This window comes from Pseudonocardia sp. D17 (assembly GCF_036984265.1).
Taxonomy (GTDB): Bacteria; Actinomycetota; Actinomycetes; order Mycobacteriales; family Pseudonocardiaceae; genus Pseudonocardia; species Pseudonocardia benzenivorans.
In genome coordinates this window covers 17,718-32,517 of record NZ_BPRG01000257.1, presented here as the reverse complement: position 1 = coordinate 32,517, position 14,800 = coordinate 17,718, and the positions used below count along the sequence as shown (strand labels likewise).

18 protein-coding genes are annotated in these 14,800 nt (G+C 73.2%); 5 read left to right on the top strand and 13 right to left on the bottom strand.

What is annotated here, in order from left to right; genetic code table 11:
* From PSD17_RS34880 to PSD17_RS34870, 3 genes are read left to right on the top strand one after another with little or no spacing between them, the layout of a single operon-like run.
* Complete coding sequence (locus PSD17_RS34880) at window positions 1-972, top strand: ATP-binding cassette domain-containing protein (protein WP_339126332.1); 972 nt, start codon at window positions 1-3, stop codon at window positions 970-972.
* Complete coding sequence (locus tag PSD17_RS34875; RefSeq protein ID WP_339126331.1) at window positions 969-1,787, top strand: ABC transporter permease; 819 nt, start codon at window positions 969-971, stop codon at window positions 1,785-1,787. The genes PSD17_RS34880 and PSD17_RS34875 overlap by 4 nt, the downstream gene beginning before the upstream one ends.
* 30 nt (window positions 1,788-1,817) lie before the next feature.
* On the top strand, window positions 1,818-2,114 hold the full coding sequence (locus tag PSD17_RS34870; RefSeq protein WP_339126330.1) for a hypothetical protein: 297 nt from the start codon (window positions 1,818-1,820) through the stop codon (window positions 2,112-2,114).
* On the opposite strand, the gene PSD17_RS34865 is transcribed toward PSD17_RS34870, so the two are convergent.
* From PSD17_RS34865 to PSD17_RS34825, 9 genes are all read right to left on the bottom strand, one after another.
* Window positions 2,060-2,839: a DUF4118 domain-containing protein gene (locus tag PSD17_RS34865; protein ID WP_339126329.1), complete on the bottom strand. Its 780-nt coding sequence runs from the start codon at window positions 2,837-2,839 to the stop codon at window positions 2,060-2,062. The genes PSD17_RS34870 and PSD17_RS34865 overlap by 55 nt on opposite strands.
* Before the next feature lie 69 nt (window positions 2,840-2,908).
* Window positions 2,909-4,135 carry a CaiB/BaiF CoA transferase family protein gene (locus PSD17_RS34860; RefSeq protein ID WP_339126328.1) on the bottom strand — a complete coding sequence of 409 codons (1,227 nt, stop codon included), beginning with the start codon at window positions 4,133-4,135 and terminating at the stop codon, window positions 2,909-2,911.
* Window positions 4,136-4,199: 64 nt separating this feature from the next.
* Entirely contained in the window at window positions 4,200-5,063 is an 864-nt protein-coding gene (locus PSD17_RS34855) for a dioxygenase family protein (RefSeq protein ID WP_339126327.1), read from the bottom strand.
* A gap of 107 nt (window positions 5,064-5,170) precedes the next feature.
* Window positions 5,171-5,995 carry a class I SAM-dependent methyltransferase gene (locus PSD17_RS34850; RefSeq protein ID WP_339126326.1) on the bottom strand — a complete coding sequence of 275 codons (825 nt, stop codon included), beginning with the start codon at window positions 5,993-5,995 and terminating at the stop codon, window positions 5,171-5,173.
* 32 nt (window positions 5,996-6,027) lie between these two features.
* A complete protein-coding gene (locus PSD17_RS34845; protein WP_013677015.1) occupies window positions 6,028-6,564 on the bottom strand; it encodes a VOC family protein in 537 nt (178 codons plus the stop codon).
* Complete coding sequence (locus tag PSD17_RS34840; RefSeq protein WP_103379934.1) at window positions 6,561-6,800, bottom strand: lipoyl domain-containing protein; 240 nt, start codon at window positions 6,798-6,800, stop codon at window positions 6,561-6,563. The genes PSD17_RS34845 and PSD17_RS34840 overlap by 4 nt, the downstream gene beginning before the upstream one ends.
* On the bottom strand, window positions 6,797-7,777 hold the full coding sequence (locus PSD17_RS34835; RefSeq protein WP_339126323.1) for an alpha-ketoacid dehydrogenase subunit beta: 981 nt from the start codon (window positions 7,775-7,777) through the stop codon (window positions 6,797-6,799). The genes PSD17_RS34840 and PSD17_RS34835 overlap by 4 nt, the downstream gene beginning before the upstream one ends.
* Before the next feature lie 11 nt (window positions 7,778-7,788).
* Window positions 7,789-8,802, bottom strand: a complete 1,014-nt coding sequence (locus PSD17_RS34830; protein WP_103379936.1) for a thiamine pyrophosphate-dependent dehydrogenase E1 component subunit alpha — start codon at window positions 8,800-8,802, stop codon at window positions 7,789-7,791.
* 743 nt (window positions 8,803-9,545) lie between these two features.
* Window positions 9,546-10,022: an RrF2 family transcriptional regulator gene (locus tag PSD17_RS34825; protein WP_103379994.1), complete on the bottom strand. Its 477-nt coding sequence runs from the start codon at window positions 10,020-10,022 to the stop codon at window positions 9,546-9,548.
* A gap of 90 nt (window positions 10,023-10,112) precedes the next feature.
* On the opposite strand from PSD17_RS34825, the gene PSD17_RS34820 reads away from it, so the two are divergent.
* The gene (locus tag PSD17_RS34820; protein WP_339126322.1) at window positions 10,113-10,850 is read left to right on the top strand and encodes an SDR family oxidoreductase; all 738 of its coding nucleotides are present in this window, start codon (window positions 10,113-10,115) and stop codon (window positions 10,848-10,850) included.
* Window positions 10,851-10,859: 9 nt separating this feature from the next.
* On the opposite strand, the gene PSD17_RS34815 is transcribed toward PSD17_RS34820, so the two are convergent.
* Complete coding sequence (locus tag PSD17_RS34815) at window positions 10,860-11,201, bottom strand: hypothetical protein (RefSeq protein ID WP_339126321.1); 342 nt, start codon at window positions 11,199-11,201, stop codon at window positions 10,860-10,862.
* 109 nt (window positions 11,202-11,310) lie between these two features.
* Between PSD17_RS34815 and PSD17_RS34810 the strand changes: the two genes are divergently transcribed.
* Window positions 11,311-11,484: a hypothetical protein gene (locus PSD17_RS34810; protein WP_013677022.1), complete on the top strand. Its 174-nt coding sequence runs from the start codon at window positions 11,311-11,313 to the stop codon at window positions 11,482-11,484.
* Between the two features lie 64 nt (window positions 11,485-11,548).
* On the opposite strand, the gene PSD17_RS34805 is transcribed toward PSD17_RS34810, so the two are convergent.
* The 3 genes from PSD17_RS34805 to PSD17_RS34795 all read right to left on the bottom strand — a co-directional run bounded on the left by PSD17_RS34805 (window position 11,549) and on the right by PSD17_RS34795 (window position 14,743).
* Window positions 11,549-12,034: a MarR family winged helix-turn-helix transcriptional regulator gene (locus tag PSD17_RS34805; protein ID WP_339126320.1), complete on the bottom strand. Its 486-nt coding sequence runs from the start codon at window positions 12,032-12,034 to the stop codon at window positions 11,549-11,551.
* Between the two features lie 49 nt (window positions 12,035-12,083).
* Window positions 12,084-13,922: a chloride channel protein gene (locus PSD17_RS34800; RefSeq protein WP_339126319.1), complete on the bottom strand. Its 1,839-nt coding sequence runs from the start codon at window positions 13,920-13,922 to the stop codon at window positions 12,084-12,086.
* Between the two features lie 62 nt (window positions 13,923-13,984).
* Entirely contained in the window at window positions 13,985-14,743 is a 759-nt protein-coding gene (locus PSD17_RS34795; protein WP_103379948.1) for an enoyl-CoA hydratase-related protein, read from the bottom strand.
* Window positions 14,744-14,800 lie beyond the last annotated feature (57 nt).

The following is a 14,800-nucleotide window of genomic DNA, read 5'->3' as shown; positions in this document are numbered from 1 at the left end:
ATGTCCGCAACCCGCCCGGAGGCCGTCCTCGCGACCGGCCTGCGCAAGTCGTTCGGGACCGAGGTCGTGCTCGACGGCATCGATCTCGCCGTCCCTGCCGGCTCCGTCTTCGCCCTGCTGGGACCCAACGGCGCCGGCAAGACCACGACCGTCCACATCCTCACGACCCTGCTGGCCGCCGACGGCGGAACCGTCCGCATCGCCGGTCACGACCTGGCCACCGACCCCGATGCCGCTCGTCGCGCCATCGGGGTCACGGGGCAGTTCTCCGCGGTCGACAACCTGCTCACCGGGGAGGAGAACCTGCGGCTCATGGCCGATCTGCTGCACCTGGACCGGGCCGATGGACGGCGGCGCACCGCGGCGCTGCTCGAGCAGTTCGACCTCGTCGACGCGGCCGCCAAGGCACCGTCGGCCTACTCGGGCGGGATGCGTCGCAAGCTCGACCTCGCGATGACCTTGATGGGCGACCCGGCCGTGATCTTCCTCGACGAACCCACCACCGGTCTCGATCCGCGCACCCGCCGGATGATGTGGGACGTCGTCCGCGATCTCGCGGCCGGCGGCGTCACGATCTTCCTCACCACGCAGTACCTCGACGAGGCCGACGAGCTGGCCGACCGGATCGCGGTGCTCGACCGCGGCCGGATCGTCGCCGAGGGCACCTCCGCCGAGCTCAAGCGGATGATCCCGGGCGGCCACATCGAGGTCCGGTTCACCGGCCGCGCCGCCTTCGACACGGCCGCGCGGACGTTCTCCCGGGCACGTCGCGACGACGACACCCTGACCCTCCAGATCCCCGCCGACGGCGGGGTCCGCTCGCTGCGCGCCGTGCTCGACGGCCTCGACGCGGTACACGTCGAGGCTGACGAGCTCACCGTCCACCGTCCCGACCTCGACGACGTGTTCCTGTCCCTCACCGGTCGCCCCCGCCCCGCGGCGGAGGCCCAGCAGAAGGAGCTGGTCCGATGACCGCCCTCGCCCCCGCGCTGCCGCTGCGCGACTCCCGCACCATGTTGCGCCGCAACGTCCGGAGGATGCTGCGCTACCCGTCACTGACCGTCCTGCTCGTCGGGATGCCCGTGGTGTTCCTGCTGCTGTTCGTCTACGTCTTCGGGGGGACGCTCGGCAGCGGGCTGCCCGGGTCGGCGGCCGGCCTCACCGGCCGCGCGGCCTACGCGAACTACGTCGTCCCCGGCATCCTGCTCATGACCGTGGCCGGCGCGGTCCAGGGCACCGCGATCTCGATCGCGATGGACATGACCGAGGGCATCGTCGCCCGGTTCCGGACGATGTCGATCTCGCGGACGGCGGTGCTCACCGGCCACGTCATCGGCAGTCTCCTGCAGGTGTTCGTGGGACTCGCCGTCGTCGCGGCCGTCGCGCTGGCGGTCGGGTTCCGGCCGACTGCCGGCGTCCTCGGCTGGCTGGGCGCGATCGGCATCCTCGCGCTCGCCGGACTCGCGATGATCTGGCTCGCGGTCGCGCTCGGGCTGAAGGCCAAGAGCGTCGAGACGGCGAGCAACACCCCGATGTTCCTGATCCTGCTGCCGTTCCTGAGCAGCGGGTTCGTGCCCACCGACTCGATGCCGACGGTGCTGCGCTGGTTCGCCGAGTACCAGCCGTTCACCCCGGTCATCGAGACGCTGCGCGCGTTCCTGACGGGCACGGCCCCGGCGGGCGCGACCGGGTGGCTCGCGCTCGGCTGGTGCGTCGTGATCACGGGCGCCGGGTTCGCGTGGTCGCGCCGCCTCTACGAACGCGCCTCGATCCGCCACCACGGCTGAGCACCACGACGACCGGCAAGGAGCACACCGATGGACGCGACCACGACGACGCTGCTCGTCGGCGCGCTGCTGGCACTGGTCCCGGGATGGGCGGGCTACCTCATCGGCCGCGCCTCGCAACGCCGCCGGGGTCGAGGCCCACGGCCCGGCACACGGGAGATCTGCTCGTGCGGTCACGGCTACGGCACGCACGAGGGCGAGGCCCGCCGCCACGGCTCGGAGGTGCTGCGGCTCAACGGGATCCAGGGTGTCCACCGCTGCGGGTGCACGCGTTACGACGGGCCCGAGCCGCTGCCGCGGTCCTGGACGCCGGAGCCGCTCATATGAGCAGACCCCGTGGGGCGGGTGTCGACCTGCTCGGCCAGGGTCGCCGCGACCAGCCGTCGCTCCAGGTCGGGGCGCCGGACGCGGGTCGAGGCCGTCAGCTCGTAGACCCCGTCGCCGCGGCCGGTCGCCAGCTCGATGCGGTCCATCGTGGGCAGGCCCTCGCGTCCGACGTCGACGGGGCGCCCGTTCCACGTGACGCTCCCGTCCGGGTGCAGCCGGGGCCGATCGGGGCGCGGCGGTCCGGGCCGGAACTCGCAGCGGTCGAGGTCGAGCACCTCGGCGATCATCGCGCCGACCGTCGTGACGAGGTCGGACGTGGCCCCGTCCACGGCCATCCGCGCGACCCCGGCCACGCCCGCGACGTAGCCCTCACGCCGACTCGCGCGCGCCCGCTCCCGCCTGCCCCACTGCGCGAGCTCGGTGACGGCAGCACCGACGGCGAGGAGTAACAAGGTGGTCTCGAGATCGGCTCGTTCGAAGATCGTCAGCTCGTAGAAGGGCGGCGCGAGGAAGAAGTCGAAGGCGAGCGCGGCGATCACCGCCGCGAGGAGGCCGGCGGCCCGCTCGGCACGGACCGCGACCGCCGTGACGACCAGCACCAGGATCAGCGCGGCGCTCGTGTTGACCACCACCGCACGCAGCAGCCCGAGAACCGCGGCCGTCGCGACGGGCAGCACCACCGCCCACGTCAGCGCCCACGGCCCTGCCCACGTCCTGGTCCCCATGCCGACCAGCTGACACCCGGCGGGCCCGGCGGACAACGGTCCTTGACGAGACCTTGACGCCCGACCTGGTCAGCTGCGGGGGTCGGCGCGCAGCTCGGCGAGGACCTCGTCGGTGTGCTCGCCCAGATCCGGGCCCAGCGACCGGATCGGCAGCGACCGCTCCCCCAGCACCGGGACGATGCCGGGGAAGCCCACCTCGCGCGGGGCGTCCCCGCCGACGTCGACGGGCAGGTACTGGATCATGTCGCGGGCCCTGAACTGCTCGTCGGCGACGATGTCGGCAGCCGTGTAGATCGGACCCGCCGGCACGCTCGCCTCCTCCAGCAGCCGCAGCACCTCGGCTCGGGGGTGCTGTGCCGTCCAGGCGCCGATGGCGTCGTCGAGCTCGTCGCGCCGGGCCCACCGGCCCGCGTTGGCCGCCAGGTCCGGGTCGGCGCCCAGGTCGGCGCGGCCGATCAGCGTCATCAGCCTGCCGAAGATGCCGTCGCCGTTGCCGGCGATGACGACGCTGGAGTCGTCCGCGCAGGGGTAGGCGTTGGACGGCGCGATGCCCTCCATCCGCCCGCCGGTCCGGCGCCGCTCGACGCCGTACGCGAGATGGTCGGGGACGAGCGACTCCATCATCGAGAAGACGGCCTCGCTCAGCGCGACGTCGATCGTCCTGTCCGACACCGGGACCCGCGCGTCGGCGGCACGCGCGCGCTCGCGCTCGAACAGGGCCATCATCGCGCCGAACGCGGCGTAGAGGCCCGCGATCGAGTCGCCGATCGACACCCCGACCCGCACCGGCTGGCGGTCCTCCTCGCCGACGAGCTCACGCAGCCCGCCCATGGCCTCGGCGACCGCGGCGAACCCGGGCCGCGACGACAGCGGGCCGGTCTGGCCGAACGCCGACACCCGCACGACGACGAGCTCGGGGTTGACCGCGTCGAGCACGTCGGGCCCGAGGTCCCACTTCTCGAGCGTCCCGGGCCGGAAGTTCTCCAGCAGGACGTCCGAGCGCGCGGCCAGCGCCAGCACCGCCTCGCGGCCCTCCGGCGAGCGCAGGTCGAGCGTCACCGACCGCTTGTTGCGGTTGATCGTCCGGTAGAGCATCGACGTCGTCCCGGCGTAGAGCCGCCAGTTGCGCAGCTCGTCGCCGGTGCGCGGACGCTCGACCTTGACGACGTCGGCGCCGAAGTCGGCCAGCAGCCGTCCGGCGGTCGGTGCCGCGATGTAGTTGCCCAGCTCCAGGACGCGGACCCCGGACAGCGGCAGTCGCGTGGGGTCCCCGTCGTGGTTCGTCCGGCCGTGCACCGTTCCTCCTCCGGCGCCCGTCCCACGACGGGCGACGCGCAGGGGAGCCTAACCGGACACGCGGCTACCGGGCCGTGGGCTGCAACACGAAGTCGTACTCCGCGACGAGGAACGGGACGTCACAGTGGCCGCCGCCGGGCGCGGGACCCGGCTCGTGCTCGACGAACGGCACCACCAGCTCCTGCTTCGTCCCGAAGACGACGTCGCTGTCGAGGTACTGCGCGCCCTCCCGGAACAGGTGGGTGATCAGCGGCTCGTAGCCCTCGACCGCGATCAGGAAGTGCACGTGCGCGGGCCGGAAGTGGCTGATGTCGGTGCGCGCGACCAGCTCGCCGACGGGCCCGTCCATCGGGATCGCATACCCCAGCGGCGCGACGGTGCGCAGGCAGTACTCCCCGTCGGCGCGGGAGGTGTACTTGGCCCGCAGCCGCGCCTCGTCGGTGACGACCTGCGACTCGTAGCGCCCGTCGGTGTCGGCCTGCCACACGTCGAGTACGGCATCGGCGACGGGCTTGCCGTCGAGGTCGCGGACCGTGCCGTGGACGTAGAGCGGGGTGCCGTGCAGCCCGTCGGACATGTCGTCGCCGTAGCCGCGCTCCGGCGAGCCGTCGATGTGGAACGGGCCCAGCACGGTCGCGGGCGTCGCGGCCGGGTCGAGGCGGTTGTTCATCTGCACGACGAGCATCGACAGCCCCAGCACGTCCGAGGCCAGGATGAACTCCTCGCGGCGGTCGTCGCTGATCTGGCCGGTGCGGGTCAGCCAGCGCATCGCGGCCATCCACTCGGCCTCGGTCAGGCGGACCTCGCGGGCGAAGTCGTGCAGATGCCGGACCAGGGCGCTGAGCAGCTCGGCCGTGCGGGGGTCGTGGGCGGTCGCCCACCGGTCCACGGCGAGCTCGGTGATGTTGTCCTCGGTGACGAGATCCATGCTCGGTCCTTCCGGGTCGCGCCGGTGGTGGCGACGCTCGTCCCTCGATGTTCTGCCCGCGACGGGGTGCGTGGCAACGGTGGTGTGCCCGGGCGCGGCACGCCCGGTCACGGACGCGCGAGCTCCCAGACGACGACGGCGGGCAGTCCGACGTAGGCCGCCTCGTTGGCCTCCGGGATGAGGGTCGCCGTGGGTGTCGCCGCGGCCTCGCGCGTCAGCACCGGTTCGGCGACACCGCGCACCTGCAGCCCGGCCTCCAACGCCGCGGTGGCGTAGTCGGAGAGCAGGTGGGGGTGCAGCCGGATGAACGCCCGCCCGTTGCGGCCCGCGAACTGCGCCTGCCACCCGAGCGTCACGAGGAACGGGTGCACGTCGCTCACGACCACCCGCCCGCCCGGCCGCACCACCCGCGCGAGCTCGGCGAACGCCTGGCCCAGGTCGGCGAGGTGGACCATCGCCAGCGCGCAGACCGCGGCGTCGACCGACGCGTCGTCGAGCGGGAGCGCGTCGAGCCTGCCCTCCAGGAACCGGCCGTCCGGAATCTTCGGCCGGGCGAGCGCGAGCATCGCGGGCGAGCGGTCCACCCCGACGACGGTGTGCCCCCGCCCGGCGAGGTACTCCGACCAGCGCCCCGTGCCGCACGCCGCATCGAGGACGGTGCCGGCCGGCCACGGGTCGATCCGCGGGCGAACCGCGGCACCCTCGACGGCGAACAGCCGCAGCGGGCCGTCGTAGGACCCGGACCACTGGACGTAGCCCTCGTCGACGTCGACCTCGGTACCCAGCGGCGAGCCGCGGTCGGGCCGGTCGAGGACGTCGCGGGTCTCGGCGAGCCTCGCGGCCCGGGTCTCGGCCGCGTCGGCGTGGAGCAGCCGCAGCAGCGCGAGCCCCTCCACGCCCACCATCAGCTCGCCCAGCGTCGGGTCGGTCACCGCGCACACGCTACGAGCAACCGGGCCTGTCGTCACCGCGGTCGCAGCGGGTCCGTCCCGTCCCAGTCCAGCGAGGCCCGCCACATCGCGGTGAAGCTCGCGTCCAGGCCCGGGGACGCCTCGATGAGCTCGATCATCCCCGGCCGCGCGGGACCGCCGTCGAGGTAGGCGACCTCGCCGTTCCCGACGCCCGCGCGGAAGGCCAGTGTCCAGCCGTCCTTCTCGTAGCGGGCGACGTCGGCGTCGATGTCCTCGCTCGCGACGCCCAGGTGGTGGAAGCCGGGACCCGAGCGGTCGAGCAGCTCCTTGTAGACCGACGGCTCCTCGTCGAGCGGCTGGATGAGCTCGATCTGCATGCGGCCCGCGAAGCCCATCGCGATCGTCACCGCCGCGGTGCTGGGACGACCGCGGTAGACCGGGTCACCGCCCCGCCACTCCGGGAAGTGGAAGAACGGTCCGGCGCGCAGGTCGCCGGTCCAGAAGTCGACGGCCTCCCGCAGGTCGGTGACGACGAACGCCGTCTGGATGACACCGCCGTGCGGCTGGCCGAACCCGAACTCGCCGGTCATGACACCTCCACGACGCACACGCCCTGCCCGACCTCGGCGTCCTCGTCGACCGGCACGAGGATCTCGACGAGGGTCCCGTCGGCGGTCGCCTCGACGTCGTGCGAGACCTTCTCGGTCTCGACGGTGTAGAGCACGTCACCGGGGGCGAACCGGTCGCCGGGCTCCTTGTGCCAGGCGACGATCGTGCCCTCGGTCATGTTCATGCCGACGCGCACGAGCTTCAGCGTCATCTTCATGCGAACTGCTTCTCGGTGACGCTGCGGACGGCCTCGGCGATCCGCTCCGGGCCGGGGATCAGGGCGGCCTCGGCGTTGGACGCGTACGGCAGCGCGACATCGGGGACGGTCACCCGGCGGACGGGCGCGCGCAGCGAGTCGAAACCACGGTCGGCGACGACCGCCGCGATCTGGCTCGCCGCGCTGCAGCGGTCCCGGGCCTCGTCGACGACGACCAGCCGGCCGGTCCGCGCGACCGAGGCGAGCACCGTCTCCTCGTCGAACGGGACGAGGGTGCGGGGGTCGATCACCTCGGCGGAGATGCCGTCGCCGGCCAGCGCCTTCGCGGCGCGCAGGGTCGGCCTCAGCATCCGGCCGATGGCGACGACGGTGACGTCCGTGCCCTCGCGCGCCACCGTGGCGCGGCCGAACGGGACGAGGTGCTCCCCGTCGGGGACCTCGCCCATCTCGCCGCCGCGCCCGGCTGCCTCGAGGAAGAACGTCGGGGTCGCGCCACGGACCGCCGTCTTGAACAATCCCTTCGCGTCCGCGGAGTTCGTCGGCACCGCGACCTGGATGCCGCCGAGGTTCATCAGCACCGAGTAGGCGGTGTCGGAGTGCTGGGCGGCGTTCGAGTTGCCCCCGCCGTAGCCGGCGACGACCGTGATCGGCAGCTCCATCTGGCCGCCGGTCATGAGGCGGAGCTTGGCCATCTGGTTCCCGATGGCGTCCATGCCGGTGTAGATGAAGTTGTTGAACATCAGGTGCAGCACCACCCGGTAGCCCGCTGACGCCAGGCCGACCGCCATCCCGGTCAACGTCTGCTCGCAGATGGGGCTGTTGCGGATGCGGTCGCGCCCGAAGCGCTCGACCAGCCCGCGGGTGTCGCCCATGATCGCCAGCTCGACGTCCTCGCCGAAGACGATCAGCTTCGGGTCGCGTTCCAGCTCCTCGACGAGGGCCTCGTTGATGGCGGTGATCAACCGCTTGCGCGCCATGAGGTCTCCCCTTACGCCGTCGGGCCGAACATGAGCTGCGGCGCGAGCTCCGGGTCCGCGGGCGGTCCGGCCTCGGCGAACGCGACGGCCGCCTCGACCCGGGCGCGGACGTCGGCGTCGATCCGCTCGAGCTCGGCGGCGTCGCAGATTCCGGCGTCGAGCAGTCGCCGGGCCGAGCGCAGCACCGGGTCGCGGTCGTCGGCCTGCCATGCCGCGATCTCGTCCGCGCTGCGATAGGTGCCGCCGCCGAGCATGTGCTGCTCGGCCTCCAGGTGGCCGCGGATGCGGTAGGTCGTGGCCTCGACGTACGACGGTCCACCGCCCGCCCGGGCCCGCTCCACCGCCGCGCCGACGGCGGCCCGGACCGCGAGCACGTCGTTGCCGTCGACGACCTCGACCGGCATGAACGCCCGCGCCCGGTCGGCGAGCACCCCGCCGGTCACGGTCGAGGTGACGGTGAACTCGGAGACGCCGTTGTTCTCGCAGAGGAACACCGTGGGCAGCTCCCACGCGGCGCTGACGTTCATGCTCTCCATGAACGAGCCCTGGTTGGCGGCGCCGTCGCCGAAGAAGCAGGTCGCGACGCGGCCCTCGCCCTCCAGCTTCGCGCCCCACGCGGCGCCGGTCGCGATCGCGAACCCGGCCCCGACGATCCCGTTGGCGCCCAGGATCCCCTTCGACACGTCGGCGACGTGCATCGAGCCACCCATCCCCTTGCAGATGCCGGTGGCCTTGCCCCAGATTTCGGCGAACATGGCGTCGAGGTCGCCGCCCTTGGCGAGAAAATGCCCGTGGCCGCGGTGGGTGCTGGTGATGTAGTCGCGGTCGGTCAGCACCGAGCAGGCGCCGACGGCCACGGCCTCCTCGCCGATGTAGAGGTGCACGCCGCCGGGCAGACTCCCGTCGGCACAGGCGACGATCAGCCGTTCCTCCGCGCGCCGGATGAGCAGCATCCGCTCGTGCAGGGTGCGGGCCGTCGCGTCGTCGACGGCGGGCTCTCGCACGTCCGTCCGGGGGGTCGCCATCGCCGTCCTTCCCGTATGGCCAGATCGTCCCCCCGAGGCTCGCCGACGGCAGGCCGACGGTCTACGGCCCCGGGTGCAGCAGAACCTGTCCCTGCGCGCGACCGCCTCGGGACCGACGCGGTTGCCCCGTGACTCCCGCGCCGCGCCGCGGGGTCACCTCGCGGAGCCGTCGCCCGGGGCGCCCCCACCCACGTCCACCGCCCGGCGGCTGCGGATGCACGGAGTCACGCGTCGCGGCGCGGGTAGTGATCGGTATCCGCGGGACATGAGCGCAGCTGCGTGCGCTCATGTCCCGTCAACGGCGATCACGACCGGCCTGGCCGATGAACAGCCCATAGTCTGCGACCCGGCCCACTCGGCCCACCGCCCCGCAGTCCCCGACCCCGCAGTCCGCCACCGCGACCCGCGACCCCCAGAACGCATCGAATCCAGAACCTCAGGGACGCACTGGGCGTCCTGAGGACGGGCCATCACCCTCCTGCCACGGACTCGTCGCTCGCCTCGCCGGGCAGTGACGTTCACGTGGCAGCCCCCGCAAGCGGAGCCCACCAGACAGCCACGACGTGCTCGTCGATCGCCGTCCCCGGGACCTGAGCGCACCTGCACGCGCTGAGGTCCCGCCGGCGGCGATCACGTCGCCATGCCCGCCCGGCGAGCCGGATCGGGCTCGTCTACGCCACCCGGACCCCCGACGTGACGTCGACCCGCGACCCGCCGGACCCGCGAGCCGGCGACGAGCTCGGTCACCCCGAGCGACCGGCCATCCACTCCCGGGCCCGCGGCAGCGTCTCGGGTCCGACGTCTCGCCCGACACGGCCGGCCAGGTCGGCGATCGTCGTGGCGCGCAACGAGTCACGCCAGGCGCGGTCGGCGTCGTACATGACGGACGCGATCCCGCAGGGCACCCGGCACTGTTCGGGGGTGGCCGCGAACGGGCCCCGCTGCCGGATCTCCGTGCACACGAAGGCCGACTGCCGGCCGTCGACGGCCTCGACGACGTCGAGCACCGTGATCGCCTGCGGGTCGCGGGTGAGCTGGTAGCCGCCGGCCTGCCCCTGGACGGACCGGACGAGCCCCGCGCGCGAGAGCGCCTGGAGCTGCTTGGCCAGGTAGGTCGGCGAGACGTCGTGGAACGCGGCGAGCCGCGCCGCGGGAACGGGCTCGGTCGCGCCCGTCAGCACGACGCAGCAGTGCAGCGCCCACTCGACTCCCCCGGACATCTTCACCCGCGCAGCCTACTTGACTCGGACACATCTTGTCCGGGTATTGTTTCCGGACAGTCTTTATCCGAGTTGAGAGGCGGGATCGTCGTGCGGATCGTCGTGGTGGGTGGCAGTGGCAGGGTCGGGTCGGCGCTGGTCGAGCGCTTGCGCGCCGCGGGACACGAGGCCGTCCCGGCCTCACCGTCGACAGGCGTGGACACGCTCACGGGCGCCGGTGTGGCGGACGCGCTCGCGGGCGCGCAGGTGCTCGTCGACGTCAGCAACTCGCCCTCGTTCGCCGACGAGGACGTGCTGCGGTTCTTCACGACGTCGACGCGGACGTTGGTCGACGCGGCACGCGCGGCCGGGGTCGAGCACTACGTCGCGCTGTCGATCGTCGGGACCGACACGCTGCCCGACTCCGGCTACCTCCGTGCGAAGACCGCCCAGGAACAGCTGATCACGGCATCGGGCATCCCGTTCACGATCGTGCGCGCCACCCAGTTCTTCGAGTTCATCGCCCCGATCGCCGACGGCGCCACCGAGGGCGACCGCGTGGTCCTGCCCGCCGCGCAGTTCCAGCCGGTCGCCGCAGGCGACGTCGCGGCACTGCTGGCCGAGGTCGTCGTCGACCCACCGGCCGGGACCTTCGACGTGGCCGGGCCCGACGCGCGGCCGATGGCCGAGTTCGTGGGCGCGACACTGGCCGCCACGGGCGACCCGCGGGTGGTCGTCGGCTCGCCGGACGCGCGCTACTTCGGCACCCGACTGCGGCCCGGCTCGCTCGTCCCCCGGGGCGACGCCCGGATCACCCCCACCCGGTTCGACGACTGGCTCGCCTCCTGAGGCCGGCGCCTACGCCCGGGCGGCGTCCCTGAGCAGCTCCGCCACCGCGTGCACGGCCGAGATGCACCGTGCAAGGACGGCCGGGCCGCCGCGCGGTCGGTCGCCCGGGCCGCCCGCCTCCGCGACGCCGCCCTCGTCCCTTCCGGGAGCGCCAGCGGCCCTCCCGGCAGAATCGCCGACGGCACGGACGTCGCCCGCACCGACCTCATGGCGCGCAGCGTCGTCGGCGCCTTCGGCGGGACAGTCGGCGGCGACGCCCGAGCCCGCGAACCGGCCGAGCTGCATCGCGCGTACGGCGACCGTCGCGACCGGCGACGGCGTCCACATCTGGTTGGGCCGCACGACACTCACGCTCACACGCTACCCGCAATCGTTGCGCTTACGCATTGATTGCGTGAAGTCTGTCACCTGAACGCGCCGGATTCGCGCCCACCGGCCTCGACGGCCTCATCCTGGGGCGATGGAAGAGCACATCCTCGACGATCTGGTCGACCTGCACGTCCTCGCCGAGCACGGCGACGCCGACGCGGCCGAGTCCGCGCAGCGCTGGCTGGACCGCGATCCGGACGCGCGCAAGCAGTGGCAGGACGTCGAGCGGGACTGCCGACTGCTCCGCGGCGACGACGAGTCCTGACCTCGCCGCGCCCGAGAACCCGGGGGACGAGGTCGGGCCCCTCGGCACCCGGGGACCTCGCGGGTCAGGCGGTCGTCCAGCCCAGCTGCCAGGCATCGGGGGCCGTCTCGCCCGCCGCGTCGGCGAACGCGCGCAGCGCCGGGACGAGGCTCGCGCGACGCTGTCGCGGCATGCCGTCGAGAATCCTCGCGATGGCGTCACGCCGCTGCCGGTCGACCTGGGCGACGAGCGTGCGGCCCTCCGCCGTCAGCTCCAGCACGAGGTTGCGCCGGTCCGCGGGGTTGTCGGTGCGGTCGAGCAGCCCGGCGGCGACGAGTCGTTCGCACGCCCTGCTGATGTTCGACGGGTGGACGCCCAGGCCCGCCGCCACCGCGGCGAGGTTGAGCGGGCCGCGGCTGGAGATCATGACCAGGACCCGCAGCTGCGGCAACGTGATCCGGTCCTCCACCGCGGCCACCGACGACGCCGTCACCCCGACCAGCACTCGGGCCGCGAGCATGACGGCGTCGACCTGATCGGCGATGGGCCCGTCGGATTCCTCGATCGTCACGGGTCGAGTGTCGCGCGGGCCGTCGTGGACCTCGCGCCCTGGTCGCACCTCACGCATCGACCGGCGCGGCATCGGTCCGGCGGCGGCGCGCCACCCCCAGCGGCCGCTCGCGATGGTGCTCCTCGGCGAGGTCGCGCAGCCGGCCGTCGAGCAACTGCTCGACGGTGACGAGACCGGCCAGGCGGGTCGGGTCGGTGCGGTCGACGACGGGAGCGGCTCCGACCGCGGCCTGCGCGAAGCGTGATGCGACGGCACGCAGCGTCTCCCCCGCCCCGACGACGAGCGGCTCGACGATCATGACGTCGCCGACGGTGGTGGCGTCGTCCGGCGGGTGGGTCAGGAGCCTGCGCGGAACGACCCCGACGATCGTCGCGTCGTCGTCGACCACGGGGAAGAGACGCTGCACGGGCGCGGGCCGCCCGCCCGCGCCACCCCCGCGACGGGGCACCTCCGCGGCGAGGACGCCGACGTCGACCGGGAGCGGGTCGTCGGCGACGAGAGTGCGCGGAGCGGCGTGCATGACCTCGTCGGCCCGCAGGACCTCCAGCGGGTCGACGTCGTACTCGCGCGAGAGGTGGTAGCCGCGGCGGGCGATCTTCTCGGTCAGCACCGAGCGGCGCAGCAGCAGCGCCGAGGTCCCGTAGGCGGCCGTTGACGCGATGACCAGCGGCAACAGCATCGGCCAGGCGTGGGTGAGCTCGAGGGAGAACACCACGCCCGTCAGCGGCGAGCGCATCACCCCGCCCACCACGGCCGCGAGCCCGACGATCGCCCAGAACCCGGGGGCGACGGTGGGGAACAGGTGACCCTCCAGCGCCCCCAGCGACGCCCCGATCATGAAGACGGGCGCGAGTACCCCACCGGAGGTTCCCGACCCCAGCGAGAGACCCCAGATCAGGCTCTTCACCGTCAGGATGCCGACGACCAGCGCCAGCGTCGCGTGTCCGGTGAGGAGCTCGCCGATGACGTCGTAGCCGACGCCGAGGGCGCGGGGCTCGATCAGCCCGCCGATCCCGATGATCAGGCCGCCGATCGCGGGCCACCACATCCAGTGCACCGGCAGCCGGGCGAACGTGTCCTCCGAGACGTAGACGAGCGCGGTCACCCCGACGGCCAGCAGCCCGCCGACGACCCCGGCGACGACGCACAGCCCGCTGTCCAGCGCCGGGACGTGCAGGTCGCCCAGCGAGACGGGAAAGATCGGGCCGCCCCCGAGCAGCGGGACGCGCAGCAACGTCGCGGCCGACACCGCCGCCACGACGGGCAGGAAGCTGCGCGGCCGCCACTCGAACAGGAGCAGCTCGACGGCCAGCAGCACCGACGCGAGCGGCGAGTTGAACGTGGCCGCCATGCCCGCCGCGGCGCCGGAGACCATGAGCGCCTTGCGTTCGTCGGCCGACAGGTGCAGGTGCTGGGCGAGGATCGAGCCGATCGCCCCGCCGGTCATGATGATCGGGCCCTCGGCCCCGAACGGCCCGCCGGTACCGATGCTGACCGCCGCCGAGACCGGCTTGAGTACGGCGACGCGGGGCTCGACCCGGCTGCGCCGCACCAGGATCGCCTCGATCGCCTCGGGCATGCCGTGGCCGCGGATGCGCTCGGAGCCGAACCGGGCCATCAGCCCGATCACCAGCCCGCCCGCGACGGGCGCGAGCAGCACCAGCCACGCGGGGTGCGGTTCGGCGCCGGGCGCCACGAGGTCGAACCCCACCCGGCCGTAGAACACCAGGTGCGTGACCAGGCCGATCAACCGCAGCAACGCCCAGGCCGCGACGGCCCCGAGAGCACCGATCGGCAGCGCGAGCGCGACGATCAGCAGGACCCGCGGGGTGAGGGTGAAGTCGCCGAGGCGACGGTCGAGCCGGGATGCGTCCGTGGGTGCAGGCACCGGCACATGGTCACCGGATCACGTGCGGACCGCAATCATTGCGGTGTCGCATCACACTGGGGTCAGGTCCGACTGCGGCCGAGGCCCTCCCGGTAGCGGGCGAGCTGGTCGAGGGTCTCGGGGTGGTCGAACACCCGGCCGAACTCGACGGTGCTCTCGTCGATCCCGTCGGTCAGCGTCGTGTTCAGCCACGTCTCGAACAGCCGCTTCTGGCTCGCGACGACGGTGGCGGTGTGCCGCGAGGTCCGCTCGAGCCACCGGCCGAGCTCGGCGTCGAGCTCCGCCCGCTCGACGACGGCGTTGAGCAGGTGGAACGGCTCGAACACCGGGACCGGGTAGAGGTCGCCGGTCAGGATGATCTCCCTGGCCAGGCTCAGGCCGACGTGGTGGTGCAGCAGCGCCGCGTCGATCACCGACGGCACCCCGACCTTGATCTCGGGCAGCCCGAACGACGAACCGGGCGTCGCGATCCGCAGGTCGCAGGCCAGGATCAGCTCGAACGCCAGGCCGAGGCAGTACCCGTCGACGACGGCGACAGTCACGACCTCGGCGGTGCGCACGGCGGCGATGAAGTCGCGCGCACCGCGGATGAACGCCTCGGCGCTGCCCGCCTCGAACGACTCGAACGCCGCGACGTTCATCCCCGCCGAGAAGGCCCGCTCGCCGGTGCCGCGGAACACGACGGCGCGGATGCCGTCGAGGTCGGCCAGCTCGGCGGTCGCGGACGCCAGGTCGGCGGGCATGATCGTGTTGAGCTTGGCAGGCCGGTCGAAGGTCAGGGTGAGCACCCCGTCGGTGCGCGTGGCGGCGATTCCGGTCATGTCGTGGGCCTTTCGACGGGTTCTGCGGACGGCCGAGGGCGGCGCCGGATGAGGGCG

What these genes read in the sequence shown, in the direction of transcription:
- PSD17_RS34875 (WP_339126331.1), top strand. Translation starts at nt 969, where the DNA reads ATGACCGCCCTCGCCCCCGCGCTGCCGCTGCGCGACTCCCGCACCATG.
- PSD17_RS34880 (WP_339126332.1), top strand. Translation starts at nt 1, where the DNA reads ATGTCCGCAACCCGCCCGGAGGCCGTCCTCGCGACCGGCCTGCGCAAG.
- PSD17_RS34855 (WP_339126327.1), bottom strand. Translation starts at nt 5,063, where the DNA reads ATGGATCTCGTCACCGAGGACAACATCACCGAGCTCGCCGTGGACCGG.
- PSD17_RS34845 (WP_013677015.1), bottom strand. Translation starts at nt 6,564, where the DNA reads ATGACCGGCGAGTTCGGGTTCGGCCAGCCGCACGGCGGTGTCATCCAG.
- PSD17_RS34840 (WP_103379934.1), bottom strand. Translation starts at nt 6,800, where the DNA reads ATGAAGATGACGCTGAAGCTCGTGCGCGTCGGCATGAACATGACCGAG.
- PSD17_RS34810 (WP_013677022.1), top strand. Translation starts at nt 11,311, where the DNA reads ATGGAAGAGCACATCCTCGACGATCTGGTCGACCTGCACGTCCTCGCC.
- PSD17_RS34830 (WP_103379936.1), bottom strand. Translation starts at nt 8,802, where the DNA reads ATGGCGACCCCCCGGACGGACGTGCGAGAGCCCGCCGTCGACGACGCG.
- PSD17_RS34835 (WP_339126323.1), bottom strand. Translation starts at nt 7,777, where the DNA reads ATGGCGCGCAAGCGGTTGATCACCGCCATCAACGAGGCCCTCGTCGAG.
- PSD17_RS34825 (WP_103379994.1), bottom strand. Translation starts at nt 10,022, where the DNA reads ATGTCCGGGGGAGTCGAGTGGGCGCTGCACTGCTGCGTCGTGCTGACG.
- PSD17_RS34870 (WP_339126330.1), top strand. Translation starts at nt 1,818, where the DNA reads ATGGACGCGACCACGACGACGCTGCTCGTCGGCGCGCTGCTGGCACTG.
- PSD17_RS34795 (WP_103379948.1), bottom strand. Translation starts at nt 14,743, where the DNA reads ATGACCGGAATCGCCGCCACGCGCACCGACGGGGTGCTCACCCTGACC.
- PSD17_RS34865 (WP_339126329.1), bottom strand. Translation starts at nt 2,839, where the DNA reads ATGGGGACCAGGACGTGGGCAGGGCCGTGGGCGCTGACGTGGGCGGTG.